The sequence below is a fragment of the Nocardioides litoris genome (genome assembly GCF_006346315.1).
Classification (GTDB): domain Bacteria; phylum Actinomycetota; class Actinomycetes; order Propionibacteriales; family Nocardioidaceae; genus Nocardioides; species Nocardioides litoris.
This window is the reverse complement of sequence record NZ_VDMR01000001.1, coordinates 435297-452112: the sequence shown is the minus strand read 5'-3', so window position 1 is coordinate 452112 and position 16816 is coordinate 435297. Positions and strand designations below refer to the sequence as shown.

The window sequence follows — 16816 nt, the reverse complement described above, 5'->3', positions numbered from 1 at the left end:
GGCGTCAGCCCCCTGCGGCCGCGGTGACCGCGCGTCGGGTCAGGACCTTCGACAGGTGGCGCCGGTAGGACGCCTCGCCGTTGAGGTCCGAGGGCGGGTTGGTGCCCTCGTCGGCGAGCTCGGCGGCGGCCTCGAGGTCCTGCCCGGAGCGCAGCGCGTCCTCGGTGGCCTGGGCCCGCATGGGCGTGGAGCCCATGTTGGTCAGGCCGATGCGCACGTCCTCGAGCGACCCGAGCGAGCCCTTGGTCGTCGCGGCGACCGCTACGATGGGCCACTGGTGGGCGACGCGGACGAACTTCTCGTAGTGCGCGCCCCAGCCGGTGTGCTTGGGGATGCGGACCTCGGTGAGGATCTCGTCGTCACCGATCGCGGTCTCGAAGAGGTCGACGAAGAACTCCTCGGCCGGCACGGTGCGGGTGCCCCCGGAACCGGCGATGACGAACGACGCGCCGAGCGCGAGCGCCGGGGCGCCGAGGTCGCCGGCCGGGTCGGCGTGCGCGAGCGCGCCGCCGAAGGTGCCGCGGTGACGGATCTGGGCGTCGGCGAGGTGCTCGACGGCCTTGTGCACCAGCAGCGCGTGCTCCCGGACCAGCGGGTCGGTGCCCACGACCGAGTGCGGGGTCATCGCGCCGATGACGATGGCGTCGCCGTCGTCGCGGACGCCGCGCAGCGTCTCGATGCGGCCGAGGTCGATGACGACCTCGGGCGCGTTGAGCCGCATCCGCAGCACCGGCAGCAGGCTCTGCCCGCCGGCCAGGATCTTGGCGTCGTCACCGTGGGTGGCGAGCGCCGAGAGGGCGTCCTCGACCGAGGTCGGGGCGACGTAGTCGAACGCGGCGGGGATCATGCCCCTGCTCCTTCCGTGCTGGCGGTGCCGGGCTCGGCGTCGGGGTCGAAGTGCGGCATCGCCGCGCCCTCGGTGGCCCCGCCGTCGGTCCCGTGGTTGATGGCCTTCCAGACCCGCTCGGGCGTGCACGGCATCTGGATGTCGTTGACCCCGAGGTGGCGCACCGCGTCGACGACCGCGTTGACCACGGCCGGCGTCGAGGCGATCGTGCCCGCCTCGCCGACACCCTTGGTGCCGAGCGAGTTGGTCGTGGCCGGGGTCGTGGTGTGGTCGACGTCGAAGCTGATCGTGTCGGCCGCGGTGGGCAGCAGGTAGTCGACGAACGAGCCGGACACGAGGGTCCCCTGCTCGTCGTACACCGCCTCCTCCCAGAGTGCCTGGGCGATGCCCTGGACGAGGCCGCCGTGGACCTGCCCGGAGACGATGAGCGGGTTGATGATGTTGCCGATGTCGTCGACGCAGGCGTACTTGCGCATCTTGACCGCGCCGGTCTCGGTGTCGACCTCCATGGCGCACAGGTGGGTGCCGTGGGGGTAGTTGAAGTTCACCGGGTCGAACGTCGCGTCGGCGTCGATCGAGGGCTCCACGCCGTCGGGCAGGTTGTGGGCCGCGAAGGTCGCCGTGGCCACCTCGCCGATGGCCAGCTTGGCGTCGGTGCCGATGACCTGGAAGGACCCCTCGTGGAACTTCACGTCGTCGACGCTGGCCTCGAGGAGGTGGGCCGCGATGGGCAGCGCCTTCTCGATGACCTTGTCGGCCGCGCGCACCAGCGCCTCGCCGCCCACGACGAGCGAGCGCGAGCCGTAGGTGTCGAGGCCCTTGGGCGCGATCTGGGTGTCGCCGTGCAGCACCTCGACGTCGTCGAAGGACACCCCGAGGCGGTCGGCGACGATCTGGCTGAACGCCGTCTCGTGGCCCTGCCCGTGGGCGCTGGCGCCGGTGACGACCTCGACCTTGCCGGTGGCCAGCATCCGCACGCTCGCGTGCTCCCAGCCGCCGGCGCCGTAGTCGAGCTGGCCGAGCACCCGGCTGGGGGCGAGGCCGCACATCTCGGTGAACGTCGAGACGCCCAGGCCGAGCTGGACCTTGTCGCCCCGCTCGCGGCGCTCGCGCTGCTCGGCCCGCAGGGCGTCGTACCCGAAGAGCTCCTTGGCCTTCTCGGTGGCCAGCTCGTAGTTGCCCGAGTCGTACTCCAGGCCGGCGACCGTGGTGAACGGGAACTCCTCGTGGGTGATCCAGTTCTTGGCGCGCACCTCGAGCGGGTCGACCCCGACCTCGGCGGCCAGCTCGTCCATCAGCCGCTCGATGGCGTACGTCGCCTCGGGGCGTCCGGCGCCGCGGTAGGCGTCGGTGAAGGTGGTGTTGGTCAGCACCGTCTGGCAGGCGAAGTGGTAGGCCGGGAACTTGTAGATCGCGTTGAACATGAACGCGCCCAGCACCGGGACGCCGCCGCCGACGATGGCGACGTAGGCGCCGAGGTCGGCCTCGAGCTCGACCTTGAGGCCGGTGACGGTGCCGTCCTTCTCCGCGGCGAGCGTCAGCTTCTGCCACTGGTCGCGGCCGTGGTGGGCGCTGACCAGGCTCTCGCTGCGGGTCTCGGTGTACTTGATCGGCTTGCCGATGCGGCGCGCGACGGCGAAGGCGATCATCTCCTCCGGCGTCTGCTGCAGCTTGCCACCGAACCCGCCGCCCACGTCGGGGGCGATGACCCGGATCTTCGACTCCGGCACGCCGGTGGTCGCGGCCAGCGCGAAGCGCAGGATGTGCGGGATCTGGGTGGCCGACCACACGGTGATCTGCTCACCGGTGGGGTCGACGACGACCGAGCGGGGCTCCATGAACGCCGGGATGAGGCGCTGCTGGCGGTACTCGCGCTCGATGACGATGCCGTCGGTGCGGGCCTTGGCGATCGCGTCGTCGGCGTTGCCGCCGGTGCCGGCCTCGGCGGAGTCGAAGACCCACAGCGCCGACTTGTTGGTGCCGAGGTCGGGGTGGGCGAGGACCTCGTCCTTCATGGCCTCCTTGATGCCGATGACGGCCGGCAGCTCCTCGTACTCGACGTCGACGAGCTCGGCGGCGTCACGGGCCTCGGCCGCGCTGCGGGCGACGACCACGGCGACGACCTCGCCGGCGAAGGCGACCCGGTCGGCGGCGATCGGCAGGTGGGCGGGGGCGACCTGGTCGGGCGTGATCGGCCAGGCGTTGATGCACACGCCCTGGCTCTCGCCGAGGTCGGCGGAGGTGAGGACGTCGACGACGTTGGTGGCGTTCTTGGCCTCGGTGACGTCGATCGAGGTGATCTTCGCGTGGGCGAACGGGCTGCGCACCATGGCCAGGTGCAGCGTGCCCGGGGGCGTGAGGTTGTCGGTCCAGCGGGTGCGGCCGGTGATCAGGCGCTGGTCCTCCTTCCGGCGGCGCTCCTGCCCGATCTCCTTGGCCATCTCCTGCGGGGCGTCGGCGACGGCGGTCATCCCTGCACCTCCTCGGCGGGGGCGCCGACGGTGGCACCCGAGGACTGCTCGGCCGCGTGCTGCACGGCCTTGACGATGTTGTGGTAGCCCGTGCAGCGGCACAGGTTGCCCTCGAGCCCGAGGCGGATCTCGTCCTCGGTGGGGCTGGGGTTCTCCTCCAGCAGGGCGACGCTCTGCATGATCATCCCGGGCGTGCAGTAGCCGCACTGCAGGCCGTGGCACTGGCGGAACGCCTCCTGCACCGGGTGCAGCTCGCCGCCGTCGTACGTCGCGGCGAGGCCCTCGATGGTCGTCACCTCTGCCCCGTCGGCCTGGACGGCGAGGACGTTGCACGACTTCACGCTGGTGCCGTCGAGGTGGACGGTGCAGGCGCCGCAGTTGCTGGTGTCGCAGCCGACGACGGTGCCGGTCTTGCCCAGGCGCTCGCGCAGGTACTGCACGAGCAGCATCCGGGGTTCGACGTCGTCGGCCACCTTGGCGCCGTCGACGGTCAGGTTGATCCGGGTCATGGACTCTCCCTCGAGCCAGGGGTGGGTGTGACCCGACTCACGCTAGGCACCGACCGGTTGGACGAGGGTTGGACGGGAAGGGTTTGGCGGTGACGCTCACGACCTGGATCCTGTGCGTGGTCGCCACGGCCGCGGTCGCCGAGCTCGTCCACGGCACCAGGCGGTGGCACGCCCACGTGACCTCGCAGGTGCGGCCCGACGCGGCGGAGCCGACCGAGACGGGCTACCAGCGCCTCGCGCAGCGTGACCTCGTCGTGGCGGTCGTCGCGCTCGCACTCGCCGTGCCCACCACCTGGGACCGGCTGCACACCAGCGACGAGGAGCTCCTGCAGATGGTCTCCGACGCGGTGCTGGCGAGCCCCGCCGACGGTCTCGACGGCAACGCGATCAGGGCCCGGGTGGCCCTGGCGACCGGTCGCGACGACGTGCGGGCCGACTACCTCGAGGACTCCGACGAGGCCGACGAGGCCGACGTGGCCGACGTGGCCGTGACGAGCGAGTACGAGGTGCGCCTCGCGTCGCGGGAGGGCAGCCGGGAGGACCACGAGGACCAGCCCGCGGTGTGCGTCACCGTGACCGAGGAGGCCAGTCGGGACGACGTCGGGCGCCTGCTCGAGACCACGTGGTCGGTCTCGGTCTCCCCCTGCTCCTAGGCCCGCTCAGGCGGACGCGGCAGCCAGCCGGCCCTTGAGCAGCGGTTTGGCCGGGTGGGCGGTCTCACCGAGCACGGCCAGGCAGCGCTCCACCACCGCGGTGTCGTACGGCGCGCGCTCGGCGTAGCGCAGCACCGCGTCGGGCTGGGGGTCGGCCAGCAGGGCCTCGCGCACCGCGACGGCGACGTACTCGCCGAGCTCGGTGAGGGCGGGTGAGTTGGTGCCGGGCAGCAGGTCGCCACCGTAGGCCTCCACGGCCGCGGTGACGTGGCCGCGGCGCACCAGTGCGAGCACGTGCTCGACGTCGGTGGCGATCGGCATGGTCAGCCGGTAGGGGCGCGAGGACAGCTGACCCCCCAGCGCGGCGCGCAGGTGGGAGACCTCGGCCTTGAGCGTGGAGAACGTGACCGCCTGGTCGCCGTACACCAGGGCGTGGAGCTGCTCGAGCGAGAGCCCCTCGGGGTGCAGGGCGAGCAGGGAGAGGATCTCGGTCTGGCGGCGGTTGAGCAGCAGGCGCTGGCCGTCGTGGCGGATCTCGGCCGTGCCGAGCAGCCGCAGCACCAGCCCGGGCTCGTCGGCGTCGTCGACCGGGTGGGCCGTGGGGTGGTGGTGGGAGTGCGGCAGCGCGGTCTCGATGAGGCGCGCCATGACGCGGGCGGTGGCCAGGCCGATCGGGTGGGTGCGGTCCCAGCTGGTCGAGAGGTCGATGACGCCGAGGTGGCGGCCGCTGGCGGGGTCGAGCACGGGCGCGGCCCAGCAGACCCAGTTGTGCACCATCGAGGCGTAGTGCTCGGCGCTGAAGACCATCGACGGCTCGCCGTGCCGGTTGGCCAGGTCGAGGGCGTTGGTGCCGGCCGACCGGTCGTCCCAGCGGCCGCCGGCCACGAAGTTGACCCTCTCGGCCTTGCGGCGCATGACGCGGCCGCCGTAGGTCCACAGGATGCGGGTGTCGGCGTCGGTGACGGCGAGCACGAGGTCGCCGTCCTCCGCCGTACGACGCAGCTCGGCCTCGACCCGCTCGACCGCGACCTGCAGCGGCGAGTCCCGCCAGACCGAGGCCGTCTCGGACTCGTCGGCCAGCGGCGCCTCGGTGACGTCGGGCGTGATCGCCGCCTCCGAGCGCGCCCAGGAGGAGAGGATCTCGGGCCGCACCATCGGCGCGGCCGCGTCGCCCTGCTCGACGAACGTGGTCCAGGCCCGCAGGCACTCCCGCTTGCGGTCGTCGAGCCCCGGCTGCTGCATGCGGCGAACCTACCTCGCAGGTGTGAGCGCCGTCACTGGTTGGCCGGGTGAGGGCGGAGGCGGCCGGCGCTCCACGCGCCGAGGCGGTCCGCGAGGTCGTCAGGGCTCACCGGTACGGCCTCGAGGGGCAGGGCGACCGTCGCCCCGTGCATCCGGGTGAGCAGTCGCGCGCGTTGCTGGGACCGCCGCCCGGGGGCCACCAGCGCGTCGAGCGGGTCGGTGACCAGCGCGAGGGTGTGACCACGGCCGACGGCCGACCAGCGCACGTCGACGACCTGGTGCCAGCCCACCCGGGCCGTGTGGTCGTGGTCGGTGCGGACCACGCCGGCGGGGCCGAGCACGGTGACGGCGGGCCGACGGGCGGCCCGCCGCTGCTGGACGACGCCGACGGCGGCCACCGCGACCCCCACCAGCCCGGCGAGCACCAGGACGACGGCGCCGGCGGTCGCCGAGCCGTCGGCGAGGGCGACGAGGGGCATCCCGACTGTGGCGACGAGCAGCGCGACGAGGAGCCCGAGGAGCACCGTGAGCCCGAGCACGACCAGGTGCGCCTCGCGGCCGGCCCGCTCGACGACGCGGACCTCCTCGTCGACCCCTCCGGTCACGCGTGGATCCGGCCGTCGAGCCCGCTCAGCCGCTCGCCGGACCCGCCCCACCGGCCGGCGATGATCTCGGCGGCGATGCTGATGGCGGTCTCCTCCGGCGTCCGGGCGCCGAGGTCGAGGCCGATGGGGCTGGACAGCCGGGCCAGCTCGTCGTCGGTCAGGCCCACCTCCCGCAGCCGGGCCATCCGGTCGTCGTGGGTGCGGCGCGAGCCCATGGCGCCGACGTAGGCGACGTCGGGCAGGCGCAGCGCGACCTCGAGGAGCGGCACGTCGAACTTGGGGTCGTGCGTCAGCACGGTGACCACGGTGCGCTGGTCGATCGCGCCGGCCTCGACCTCGCCCTGGAGGTAGCGGTGGGGCCAGTCGACGACGACGCGGTCGGCGTCGGGGAAGCGGCTGGCCGTGGCGAAGACCGGACGGGCGTCGCAGACGGTGACGTCGTAGCCGAGGAAGGAGCCGACGCGGGCCACGGCGGCGGCGAAGTCGATGGCACCGAAGACGAGCAGCCGCGGCTTGGGCGCGAAGGCCCACACGAAGACCCGCATGCCCTCGCCCCGGCGCTCGCCGTCGGGACCGTAGGACAGGGTCGCGTTGGTGCCGCTCGCGAGCAGGCCCAGCACGTCGTCGTGCACGGCGTCGGTGGCCCGGTCGGACCACAGGCGGGTGCCCTCGCCGTCGGGTCGTACGACGAGGCGGGTGCCGACCCGGGCCGGGTCGGGGTGGTCGATGACGGTGGCCAGGGCGACCGGGCGGCCCGCCTCGACGTCGGCCACGACCTCGCCCAGCTCGGGGAAGGTCTCGCGCGAGACCTTCTCGACCCACACGTCGAGGATGCCGCCGCAGGTCAGGCCGACGGCGAAGGCGTCGTCGTCGCTGACGCCGTACCGCTCGAGGATGGGGTCGCCGGACTCGACGACCGACTGCGCCAGCTCGTAGACCGCGCCCTCGACGCAGCCGCCCGAGACCGAGCCGACCGCGGTGGCGTCGGGTCCGACCAGCATCGAGGCGCCCGGTGGGCGCGGGGCGGAGCGGAACGTCGCCACCACCGTGCCGACCCCGACCGTCTCGCCGGCCTCCCACCAGGCCATCAGCTCCGCGAGCACGTCACGCACGTGCCACCACCTCCACCAGCTCTTCGTAGGTCGCCAGCGTGTGCCCGGCGACCAGGTCGTCGACGTGCGGGAGCACCGCGACGATGCCCTGCTGCACGGGTTCGTAGCCGGCCTTGCCGCGGTGGGGGTTGACCCACACCACGCGGTGCGCGACCGCCCGCAGCCGCCGCACCTGCTCGCCCAGCAGCGCGGGGTCACCGCGCTCCCAGCCGTCGCTGAACACCACGACGACCGCGCCCCGAGCCATCCCGCGGCGGCCCCAGCGGTCACTGAACACCTTGATCGTCTCGCCGAGGCGGGTCCCGCCCGACCAGTCGGGCACGGCGGACCCGGCAGCCACCAGCGCGCGCTCGGCGTCGCGGGTGCGCAACGCCCGGGTCAGGTGGGTCAGCCGGGTGCCGACGGTGAACGTCTCGACCCGGCCGCCCCGGGCGCCGAGGCCCTGGGTGAGCGTGTGCGCGAGGCGGAGCAGCGCGTCGGCGTACGCGCTCATGGAGCCGGAGACGTCGAGCAGCAGCACCACCCGGCGTGGGCGAGACCGGCGGTGCCGCCAGGCGATCTCGGCGGGCTCGCCGTGGCGGCGCATGGTGGCGCGCAGGGTGCGGGCGGCGTCGACCCGGCCGCGGCGCCACGGTTCGTGCCGGACGGTGCGGCGCAGCGGTGGGCGCGGGCGCAGGGTGGCGAAGAGGGCGGCGAGGCGGTGCTTCTCGGCCGCGCTCATCGAGGCGACGTCGCGGTGGCGCAGCACCTCGACCTCGCTGGCCAGCGCGCGCACCTGGTCGTCCTGGTCGCCCTCGGCCTCGCCGCCGTCGCCCTCGGCCAGGCTGACCGTGGCCGTCACCGGGCGCGAGGGCGCTGCCGGGCGCTCCCGGGGCAGGCCGCTGCGGGCGTCGAAGAAGGACTCGAAGACCTGGTCGTAGCGGACCAGGTCGTCGGGCGAGGAGCACAGGGTGGCCCGGCCGGCGAGGTAGGTCGCGCGGCGGTCGTCGAGGCCGACGACGGAGCCGGCCTGCAGGAAGGAGGCCGAGCGGTCGTGGGTCACCGGCACGCCCGCCGCCCGCAGCGCGCGGGCGAAGGCGAGGAGCACGGCCTCGGGCGGGTGGTCCACGGGCTGGTTCACGGGCGCAGCATGATGTCGAGGGCCTGCTGGACGCGGTCGGCGTCCTCGCGGTACTTCACCAGCGCGCCGAGCGTGCGGGCCGAGGACTCCAGGTCGACGGTGGTGGTGCCGAGGTGGTGCAGGGCGCGGGCCCAGTCGAGGGTCTCGGCGACGCCCGGCGGCTTCTCCAGCGCCGTGTCGGTGCGCAGCCGCTGCACGAGGCCGGCGACCTGCTCGGCCAGCGCAGCCGGCACCTCGGGGGCGCGGGAGCGGACGATGGCGACCTCGCGCTCGAGACCCGGGTGGTCGATCCAGTGGTAGAGGCAGCGTCGCTTGAGCGCGTCGTGCAGCTCGCGGGTGCGGTTGGAGGTCAGCACGACGACGGGCGGGGTGGCCGCCGAGATGGTGCCGAGCTCGGGGATGCTGACCTGGTAGGTCGAGAGGACCTCGAGCAGGAACGCCTCGAACTCGTCGTCGGCCCGGTCGACCTCGTCGACCAGCAGGACCGCGGGACTGCGCTGCAGGGCGGTCAGCACCGGGCGGGCGAGCAGGAAGTGCTCGTCGTACAGGCTCTTCTCGGCCTCCTCGACGTCGACCGCGCCCGCGCCCGCGGTGGCCTCGAGGGCGCGCAGGTGGAGGACCTGGCGGGGGAAGTCCCAGTCGTAGAGGGCCTGGGTGGCATCGATGCCCTCGTAGCACTGCAGCCGCACCAGCGGGACGTCGAGCGTGGCGGCCAGGGCCTCGGCCAGGGCGGTCTTGCCGGTGCCGGGCTCGCCCTCGAGCAGCAGCGGGCGCTGCATGGCCAGGCCGAGGTAGGCCACCGTCGACAGGGCGTCGTCGCAGAGGTAGCCGGTGGCACCCAGGCGGTCGGCGAGGTCGGCGGGCGACGACGGTGTCTGCACCTGACCCACGTTACGGAGGGCGGTGTTGGTGCGGGGTTGGTGGCGTGGGTGGGGGTGGTCGGCCGTGGGGTGGCCGGTGGTGCGTCGTCATCCGGGGTGGTGCTGCCGGCGACCGCGACGCACATGACGTCCCGGGGGCTCGTCGGGCGCCCTGTCCGGGGGGTCATGCGGATCGGTCACCCCGGCGGCCTGTTGAGTCTCAGGACATCGCTGACACTTCACGGTAGCTGGGGTAGGCGTTGGTAGCGGCGGGTGCGGTCGATGGTGAGCTGGCCGAGCAGGGTGTTGTTGATGAACACGGCTAGGTCGTTGCCGGTGCGGAACACGGTCGCGGTGGCTCCGGCGTGGGAGCGGCCCAGGCCGATCAGGGCGCCGTTGACGCCGATGACGCCGCGGGCGGTGACGGTGTGGGTGGTGACGGTGTGGGTGGTGACGGTGTGGGGTTGACCCCTGGTGGGGTCGGGTCCAGCGAGGGGGCCGGCCTCGAAACGCTGCTGCGGGGTCTTGCCGGCGTGGACCTGGTGCCCGCGGTGGTTGTAGGCCTCGCGGTAGCGGTCGAGCTGGGCCTGGAGGGCTCCGGCGTCGGCGGCGACCGGTTGCTGGCCAAGCCACCGAGCCACTTGATGACGCGTTGGTGGGCCCGCTCACCCTTGCCGCAGGTCTGCGGGTGACCCACGGTGCAGGTGATCGAGCTGATCGACAACGCCGCGAGGTTGATCTCGAACTGGGTGGTCCAGCCACGCCGCCGGCCCGAGAACGCGCTGCCGTTGTCGGTCAAGACCTCCCGCGGTGACCCGTAGCGGCCTACGGCCACCACGAATGCCGCCCAGACCTCGTCATGGTTCTCCGAGGCTGCGACCTGCAACGCAAGCTCCAGGCGGGAGCAGTCATCGATCAGCTGCAACACCATCGGCCGGGTCCCGTCCCCGAGCCGGTACGGCAACCGGAACCCGTCGTACTGCCACAGCTCGTTGGGCCGCTCACGCTGGAAGCGACGCACCGCGGCCCGGGGCGCGCGTTGCGGGGTCCGCACCAGTTGCCCGCGGGCCTCGAAGACCCGGTTGATGCTCGCCCGGCTCGGCACCGACACCGCGCCCGGTGGCCACAGGTCCGGCCGCTCGACCAGCCGCATCCACACCGCTGCGGCGCCGTAGTCCCAGCCCGCATCAGCCTCCTGCTTGCGGACCCGGACCAGCACCTCCTCCCACCCCAGATCCAGCCGGACCGGGCTCGAGGCCGGACGCCGCGAACGGACTCGCAACCCGTCCACACCCTCGAGGCGGAACCGGGCGACGTACTCGTAGAACGTCTGCCTGCTGATCCCCAGCTCCCGACATCTCGCCGCGACGTTGAACTCATCACCCTCGACGAACAACACCACCGCACTCGCGATCTTCCAGTCCACCGCTGCCCCGTCCTTGGCCACACGCCCATCAGGGCACGACCCATAGGTGTCAGCGATGTCTTGAGACCCAAAGTGTCAGCGATGTCTTGGAACTCCAGAGGTCGCCCCGGCGGCCACCACGGATGACGTCCACCCCGCCCACGACCGCCGAGAGCCCGGCGGCGCGGCCGCCGCCCCGGTTCAGTCGGCGGGCGGGGTGTCGACGTCGCGGCCGGTGGCGAGGTCGCCGCACTCGACCGCGACGCAGCCGTGCTCGCGCAGGTAGTCGCGCGCACCCTCGTCGCCCTCGACGACCGCGGCGGCGGGGAACCAGTGGTCGCGGCCCATCAGCACCGGGTGGCCGGGCCGGCCGTCGTACACGGCGCGGGCGAGACTGGTGGGGCCGTCGGCGGCGGCCAGGACCCGGCGGCCGACCTCGGGGCCGACGTCGGGCAGGTCGACGAGGGTCACCAGGGCGACGTCGCCGTCGGGTTCCTGCAGCGCGCACAGGCCGGTGGACAGGGAGGCGGCCATGCCCTCGGCCCAGTCGTCGGCCACGACGACCCGGACCGCGGGGTCGTCGTCGACCAGGGCCTGGGCCTCGTCGGCCGACGCACCGAGCACGACGACGACCTTCGTGCAGCCCGCCGCGCGCAGTGTCGCGACCGAGCGCACGAGCCACGAGGTGCCGTCGTCGTCGCTGACCAGGGCCTTGGGCCGGCCCATCCGCGACCCGCCGCCCGCGGCGAGCAGCAGCCCGACCGTGCCGGTGCTGCCCTCGGCGCTCACGAGAACGCCTCGTCGTAGACGCCGGCCAGCTCGGGCGTCCACGGCGCGCTGAACCCGCACACCGTGACCACGCCGTCGGTGGCCGAGACGAGGTAGCGCTCGCCCTCCTCGAACGCGACGGCAGCCAGCAGGGCCTCGACGCCCGGCCCGGGCGCGCGGACGACGACCTCGTCGGTCGGGTCGCCGGCGTACCAGCGCGACGGCTCGAGGGTGACCAGGCTCCCGCTGATCGAGGTGACGGTGGCGTCGACCGCGACGGTCTGCTGGGCCACGACGTCGATCGCGTCCTGGGGCGGACGACAGCGGCCGGTGACCGCGGCCTCGTCGAAGGTGAGCTCGGTGATGCTGGGCGCGCCGCCGCCGGGTGGGGCCGAGGAGGGCTCGGCCTGGCCGGGGGCCTGCTCGCCGGCCATCGGGGGCGCCGGGTCGGTGGCGTCGTCGTCGCCCCAGGTCAGGGCGAGCACCCCGCCGAGCGCGATGAGCACGACGGCGGCCGCCGCGACCACCCAGGTCAGGCGGCTGCGACCGGTGGTGCCGTCGCGCCGCGACTCCTCGGTGCGGTCGTCGGTCATGGTGTCCTCCAGGAGTCGGGCCACCGCCTCGGGCGGGGCCGGGGCCAGGGAGGACGCCGGGTCGGCGGCGCGCAGCTGCTCCTGCAGCCGGTCGGCGCTGTCGGGGTGCTGCTGGTCCACCGGGTCGTCCACCGGGTCGGTCACCGGGTCCTCCTCTCCGTCACTCCTCCATGTCCTCCAGGCACGCCGTCCTTGCGCAGGCGGTCGCGCAGCTTCTGGCGCGCCCGTGTCAGGCGCGAGCCGACCGCGTTGGGCGTGGTGTCGAGGACGACCGCGATCTCGCTGGCCGCGAGGCCCTCCCACGCCCACAGCCGCAGCAGCTCGGCGTCGGCGGGCGGCAGCGCGGCCAGCGCGCGGCGCACGCCCTCACCGGCGGCGCCGGCGGGTTCGTCGTCGGGCCCGGGGACGGCCGCCGCCGGCGGGTCGACCGCGGCCACCTTGCGGGCGACCCGGCGCTGGCGTCGGGACGCGCGCTCGGCGTTGGCCAGGCAGCGCCGGGCGACGCCGTAGGCCCAGGGCAGCGGGTCGTCGGGCACCTCGTCGATGCGGCGCCAGCAGACCAGGAGGGTGTCGGCGAGGACGTCGTCGGCCGTGGCGGGGTCGGTGCGGCGGGCGAGGTAGCGCCGGACCGGTTCGACGACCTCGCGCGCCACCTCCTCGAGACGCTCGCGCCGGGCCGGGGAGGACACCTGTCCACCGTCCCACACGTGCCGCGAGGCGTTTCGCCCCCTCCCCCGCGTGAGAGGCTCCGCCCTGGGCCCACTGCGCAGGAGGTGACCGTGGCCAGGTTCCCGTCGGTGGGCGAGGAGTTCGCCGGCTACCGCGTCGTGCGGCAGCTCGGCCGCGGCGGCATGGGCGTCGTCTTCGCCGCCGAGCACCTCGTGCTGGGCCGCACCGTCGCCCTCAAGGTGCTCGCGCCCGAGCTGGCCACCCAGGACGACTACCGGCGCCGCTTCTCCCGCGAGGCCTCCGTGCTCGCCCGGCTCGACTCGCCCCACGTCGTGCAGGTCCTCGACCACGGCGAGTCCGACGGCTGCCTCTACATCGCCACCCAGTACGTCGCCGGCGGCGACCTCGCGCAGGCCCTGCGCCGGCACGGACCGGTGCCGGTGCCGCAGGCCCTCGAGCTGTGCCAGCAGGTCGCCTGGGCCCTCGGCGACTCGCACGCGGCGGGCGTCGTGCACCGCGACGTCAAGCCGAGCAACGTGCTGCTGCGCGACGTCAGCGACGAGGTCTTCGTCTACCTGTGCGACTTCGGCATCGCCCAGGACCGCGACCCCGGCTTCACCGCCACCGGCGCGGTCGCCGGCACCTTCGCCTACCTGGCGCCCGAGCGCCTGCGGGGCGAGCAGGCCACGCCGGCCACCGACGTCTACGCCCTCGGGTGCGTCCTGTTCGCCGCGCTCGTCGGCCAGGCGCCGTACGCCGGGAGCGACGTGGAGATCGGCATGAGCCACCTCAACGCGCCGGTGCCGCAGCTGGCCGAGGACTCGCCGCTGGCCGCGGGCGTCAACGCCGTGCTGCGCCGGTCGATGGCCAAGGACCCCGCCGAGCGCTACCCCGACGCACGCACGATGCGCGCCGACCTGCGCGAGCTCGTCCGGCTGGCCGGGCCGAGCCACCCGCCCGTGCGCCCGGCCGTCCCCGCCGCCGGGTCGCCGACCACCGTCCACCGGCCGGCCGCGCTGGCGCCGCTGGCCCCGCCGTCGCCGCCCCCGTCGGGGCCGCCGCCCGGGTGGGCCCCTCCCCCGTCGTACGCCGGCAGCGAGCCGAGCCGGCCCCGGCGACGGCGCGCGGTCGCGGTCGTGGTGGCCGCGGTCGTCGCGGTCGTGGCCGTGCTCGGCGGCGTCGCGGCCGCCGTCGTGGTCGGTGGGGGCGATCGCGAGGCCGGCGGCGACCCCACGACCTCGGCCACCTCGACCACGTCCGACCCGACGACCACGACGGCGGAGCCGACCCCGACCGACCCGACCACGACCACGACCGAGCCGGCGCCCTCGCCCACCCCGGCGCCGCCGTCGCCGACACCGACCTACCCCGACGTCGCGGCAGCGAGCGGGCCCCGCGTCTCGCTCGGCCCGGCATCGCTGCGCGCGCCCGCCGGGTGGGGCCCGATCGACCAGGGCGTCGTCGAGCAGGGCGTCGGGGCGCGCGACTACTCCGACTTCGAGGGCTACTACTCCTCGGTGTTCCTGCGCCGCAGCCGGCCGCCGATCCCGCTGAGCACGATCGAGCTGCTGCGCATCGCGGCCCGCAGCTCGGCGGAGTCGCTCGACGAGAACGACGACGGCATCGAGCTGAAGGACAGCAAGATGCTCAAGGACGGCTGGCTCGACGGGTCACGCGCCGCGCGGGTGCAGGCGTCGTACTACTCCCCCGCCGACGACCTGTCGTTCGTGGAGGAGACCTGGTTCGCCCAGCGCGGGCCGTTCCTCTACCGACTCACCTTCCAGCACAGCCTCGTCGACACCCAGGCCGAGCGGCGCGGCCAGATCGACCCGATGGTCGTCTCGTTCCGCTGGTCCTAGCCACCGGCGGCGCCAGCGCGCCGCGCCTCCTCAAGACAGGCGCCAGGGCCCTCCTCGACCACCATGGGTCCAGAAAAGCGGAACGACCCGCCCCACCGAAGTGGGACGGGCCGTCCGAGAGGCACCCGAGGCACGGGGGCACAGGCGCCCGGGCCACGGACCGACGTACGCACACGGCGCATGTCGCGGTCTGGGGGGCCAGGTGCGGGTCGGACCCGCCGTGCCAGGCTGCGGCAGCCCCACAAGGGTGGCGCGGGGCCGCCGCACGGCCCTCCAGAGCCGCGACCAACGGACTCAGAAGTCCATGCCGCCCATGCCACCAGTCGGGTCGCCGCCGCCGGCGGGGGCCTTCTCCGGCTTGTCGGCCACGACGGCCTCGGTGGTGAGGAAGAGCGCCGCGATGGAGGCGGCGTTCTGCAGCGCGCTGCGGGTCACCTTGGCGGGGTCGATGATGCCCTCGCCGATCATGTCGACGTACTCGCCGGTGGCGGCGTTGAGGCCGCGACCGGACTCGAGCCCGGCGACCTTCTCCGCCACGACGCCGCCCTCGAGGCCGGCGTTGATGGCGATCTGCTTGAGCGGGGCCGAGGTGGCGACCTTGACGATGTTGGCGCCGGTGGCCTCGTCGCCCGAGAGGTCGAGCTTCTCGAACGCGGTGGCCGAGGCCTGGACGAGGGCGACGCCACCGCCGGCGACGATGCCCTCCTCGACGGCAGCCTTGGCGTTGCGGACGGCGTCCTCGATGCGGTGCTTGCGCTCCTTGAGCTCGACCTCGGTGGCCGCGCCGACCTTGATGACGGCGACGCCGCCGGCGAGCTTGGCCAGGCGCTCCTGGAGCTTCTCCCGGTCGTAGTCGGAGTCGGACTTCTCGATCTCGGCGCGGATCTGGTTGACCCGGCCCTCGATCTGGCCGGTGTCGCCGGCACCCTCGACGATGGTGGTCTCGTCCTTGGTGATGACGACCTTGCGGGCCTGGCCGAGCAGGTCGATGGAGGCGGACTCGAGCTTGAGGCCGACCTCCTCGGAGATGACCTGGCCGCCGGTGAGGATCGCGATGTCCTGCAGCATGGCCTTGCGGCGGTCACCGAAGCCCGGGGCCTTGACGGCGACGGACTTGAAGGTGCCGCGGATCTTGTTGACGACCAGCGTGGAGAGGGCCTCGCCGTCGACGTCCTCGGCGATGATGACGAGCGGCTTGCCGCTCTGCATGACCTTCTCGAGCACGGGCAGCAGGTCCTTGACGTTGCTGACCTTGCTGTTGGCGATGAGGATGTAGGGGTCCTCGAGCACGGTCTCCATGCGCTCGGGGTCGGTGACGAAGTAGGCCGAGATGTAGCCCTTGTCGAACCGCATGCCCTCGGTGAGCTCGAGGTCGATGCCGAAGGTGTTGGACTCCTCGACCGTGATCACGCCCTCCTTGCCGACCTTGTCCATCGCCTCGGCGATGGCGTCGCCGACGGTGGTGTCGCCACCGGCGGAGATGGTGGCGGTGGCCGCGATCTGCTCGCGGGTCTCGACCTCCTTGGCCATGCTGAGCAGCTGCTCGCTCACGGCGGCGACGGCGGCCTCGATGCCTCGCTTGAGGCCCATCGGGTTGGCGCCGGCGGCGACGTTGCGCAGGCCCTCGCGGACCATCGCCTGGGCGAGCACGGTCGCGGTGGTGGTGCCGTCACCCGCGACGTCGTCGGTCTTCTTGGCGACCTCCTTGACGAGCTCGGCACCGATCTTCTCGTAGGGGTCCTCGAGCTCGATCTCCTTGGCGATGGAGACGCCGTCGTTGGTGATCGTGGGGGCGCCCCACTTCTTCTCGAGCACGACGTTGCGGCCCTTGGGGCCGAGGGTGACCTTGACGGCGTCGGCGAGCGTGTTCATGCCACGCTCGAGGCCGCGCCGGGCCTCCTCGTTGAAAGCAATCAGCTTGGGCATAACTCCTGCAACCTTCTGATGGGGAGTCGGGGGAACGGAGTGGCGGGCTGCCCGCGACGGACGACCCCGCCCACCGGCGGAACCCTGCTCCGCCGGGAGGGAGCCTCAGCTGGCGCCGCTCCTGTCTGTCACTCTCGGTCCGAGAGTGCCAACCCCATTTTTAGCACTCGCCGCCTG

15 protein-coding genes are annotated in these 16816 nt (G+C 73.6%); 2 read left to right on the top strand and 13 right to left on the bottom strand.

The window, feature by feature from the left end:
- Window positions 1–4: 4 nt before the first annotated feature.
- The 3 genes from FJQ57_RS02200 to FJQ57_RS02190 are packed head-to-tail and all read right to left on the bottom strand — an operon-like array spanning window position 5 to window position 3827.
- On the bottom strand, window positions 5–847 hold the full coding sequence (locus tag FJQ57_RS02200) for an FAD binding domain-containing protein (RefSeq protein WP_139977605.1): 843 nt from the start codon (window positions 845–847) through the stop codon (window positions 5–7).
- Window positions 844–3318 carry a xanthine dehydrogenase family protein molybdopterin-binding subunit gene (locus FJQ57_RS02195; protein ID WP_139977604.1) on the bottom strand — a complete coding sequence of 825 codons (2475 nt, stop codon included), beginning with the start codon at window positions 3316–3318 and terminating at the stop codon, window positions 844–846. Before FJQ57_RS02195 ends, FJQ57_RS02200 begins: the two co-directional genes overlap by 4 nt.
- Window positions 3315–3827, bottom strand: coding sequence for a (2Fe-2S)-binding protein (locus FJQ57_RS02190; protein WP_139977603.1), 513 nt, complete (start codon window positions 3825–3827; stop codon window positions 3315–3317). Before FJQ57_RS02190 ends, FJQ57_RS02195 begins: the two co-directional genes overlap by 4 nt.
- Before the next feature lie 89 nt (window positions 3828–3916).
- On the opposite strand from FJQ57_RS02190, the gene FJQ57_RS02185 reads away from it, so the two are divergent.
- Window positions 3917–4480 (top strand): hypothetical protein, encoded by a 564-nt coding sequence (locus FJQ57_RS02185; protein ID WP_139977602.1) that lies wholly within the window; start codon window positions 3917–3919, stop codon window positions 4478–4480.
- A 6-nt stretch (window positions 4481–4486) separates the two neighbouring features.
- On the opposite strand, the gene FJQ57_RS02180 is transcribed toward FJQ57_RS02185, so the two are convergent.
- The 9 genes from FJQ57_RS02180 to FJQ57_RS02140 all read right to left on the bottom strand — a co-directional run bounded on the left by FJQ57_RS02180 (window position 4487) and on the right by FJQ57_RS02140 (window position 12874).
- Window positions 4487–5722, bottom strand: a complete 1236-nt coding sequence (locus FJQ57_RS02180) for a sigma-54-dependent transcriptional regulator family protein (protein ID WP_139977601.1) — start codon at window positions 5720–5722, stop codon at window positions 4487–4489.
- Between the two features lie 32 nt (window positions 5723–5754).
- Window positions 5755–6327, bottom strand: a complete 573-nt coding sequence (locus FJQ57_RS02175; RefSeq protein ID WP_139977600.1) for a hypothetical protein — start codon at window positions 6325–6327, stop codon at window positions 5755–5757.
- A complete protein-coding gene (locus FJQ57_RS02170) occupies window positions 6324–7439 on the bottom strand; it encodes an XdhC family protein (RefSeq protein WP_139977599.1) in 1116 nt (371 codons plus the stop codon). Before FJQ57_RS02170 ends, FJQ57_RS02175 begins: the two co-directional genes overlap by 4 nt.
- Complete coding sequence (locus FJQ57_RS02165; RefSeq protein WP_246081545.1) at window positions 7432–8559, bottom strand: vWA domain-containing protein; 1128 nt, start codon at window positions 8557–8559, stop codon at window positions 7432–7434. Before FJQ57_RS02165 ends, FJQ57_RS02170 begins: the two co-directional genes overlap by 8 nt.
- Window positions 8556–9440: an AAA family ATPase gene (locus FJQ57_RS02160; RefSeq protein ID WP_139977598.1), complete on the bottom strand. Its 885-nt coding sequence runs from the start codon at window positions 9438–9440 to the stop codon at window positions 8556–8558. The genes FJQ57_RS02165 and FJQ57_RS02160 overlap by 4 nt, the downstream gene beginning before the upstream one ends.
- Before the next feature lie 364 nt (window positions 9441–9804).
- Window positions 9805–10845: a DDE-type integrase/transposase/recombinase gene (locus FJQ57_RS02155; RefSeq protein WP_139977597.1), complete on the bottom strand. Its 1041-nt coding sequence runs from the start codon at window positions 10843–10845 to the stop codon at window positions 9805–9807.
- A gap of 180 nt (window positions 10846–11025) precedes the next feature.
- Entirely contained in the window at window positions 11026–11613 is a 588-nt protein-coding gene (locus FJQ57_RS02150) for a nucleotidyltransferase family protein (protein ID WP_246081544.1), read from the bottom strand.
- Window positions 11610–12329 carry a hypothetical protein gene (locus tag FJQ57_RS02145; RefSeq protein ID WP_139977596.1) on the bottom strand — a complete coding sequence of 240 codons (720 nt, stop codon included), beginning with the start codon at window positions 12327–12329 and terminating at the stop codon, window positions 11610–11612. Before FJQ57_RS02145 ends, FJQ57_RS02150 begins: the two co-directional genes overlap by 4 nt.
- Window positions 12326–12874 (bottom strand): RNA polymerase sigma factor, encoded by a 549-nt coding sequence (locus FJQ57_RS02140; RefSeq protein WP_139977595.1) that lies wholly within the window; start codon window positions 12872–12874, stop codon window positions 12326–12328. Before FJQ57_RS02140 ends, FJQ57_RS02145 begins: the two co-directional genes overlap by 4 nt.
- A 90-nt stretch (window positions 12875–12964) precedes the next feature.
- On the opposite strand from FJQ57_RS02140, the gene FJQ57_RS02135 reads away from it, so the two are divergent.
- Complete coding sequence (locus FJQ57_RS02135) at window positions 12965–14713, top strand: serine/threonine-protein kinase (protein ID WP_139977594.1); 1749 nt, start codon at window positions 12965–12967, stop codon at window positions 14711–14713.
- 294 nt (window positions 14714–15007) lie between these two features.
- Here FJQ57_RS02135 and groL read toward each other — a convergent pair whose 3' ends face one another.
- Complete coding sequence (gene groL / locus FJQ57_RS02130; protein ID WP_139977593.1) at window positions 15008–16639, bottom strand: chaperonin GroEL; 1632 nt, start codon at window positions 16637–16639, stop codon at window positions 15008–15010.
- Window positions 16640–16816 lie beyond the last annotated feature (177 nt).

Excerpts from the sequence above, each read along its gene's own strand:
- groL (WP_139977593.1), bottom strand. The coding sequence starts at position 16,639 with ATGCCCAAGCTGATTGCTTTCAACGAGGAGGCCCGGCGCGGCCTCGAG.
- FJQ57_RS02180 (WP_139977601.1), bottom strand. The coding sequence starts at position 5,722 with ATGCAGCAGCCGGGGCTCGACGACCGCAAGCGGGAGTGCCTGCGGGCC.
- FJQ57_RS02200 (WP_139977605.1), bottom strand. The coding sequence starts at position 847 with ATGATCCCCGCCGCGTTCGACTACGTCGCCCCGACCTCGGTCGAGGAC.
- FJQ57_RS02195 (WP_139977604.1), bottom strand. The coding sequence starts at position 3,318 with ATGACCGCCGTCGCCGACGCCCCGCAGGAGATGGCCAAGGAGATCGGG.
- FJQ57_RS02190 (WP_139977603.1), bottom strand. The coding sequence starts at position 3,827 with ATGACCCGGATCAACCTGACCGTCGACGGCGCCAAGGTGGCCGACGAC.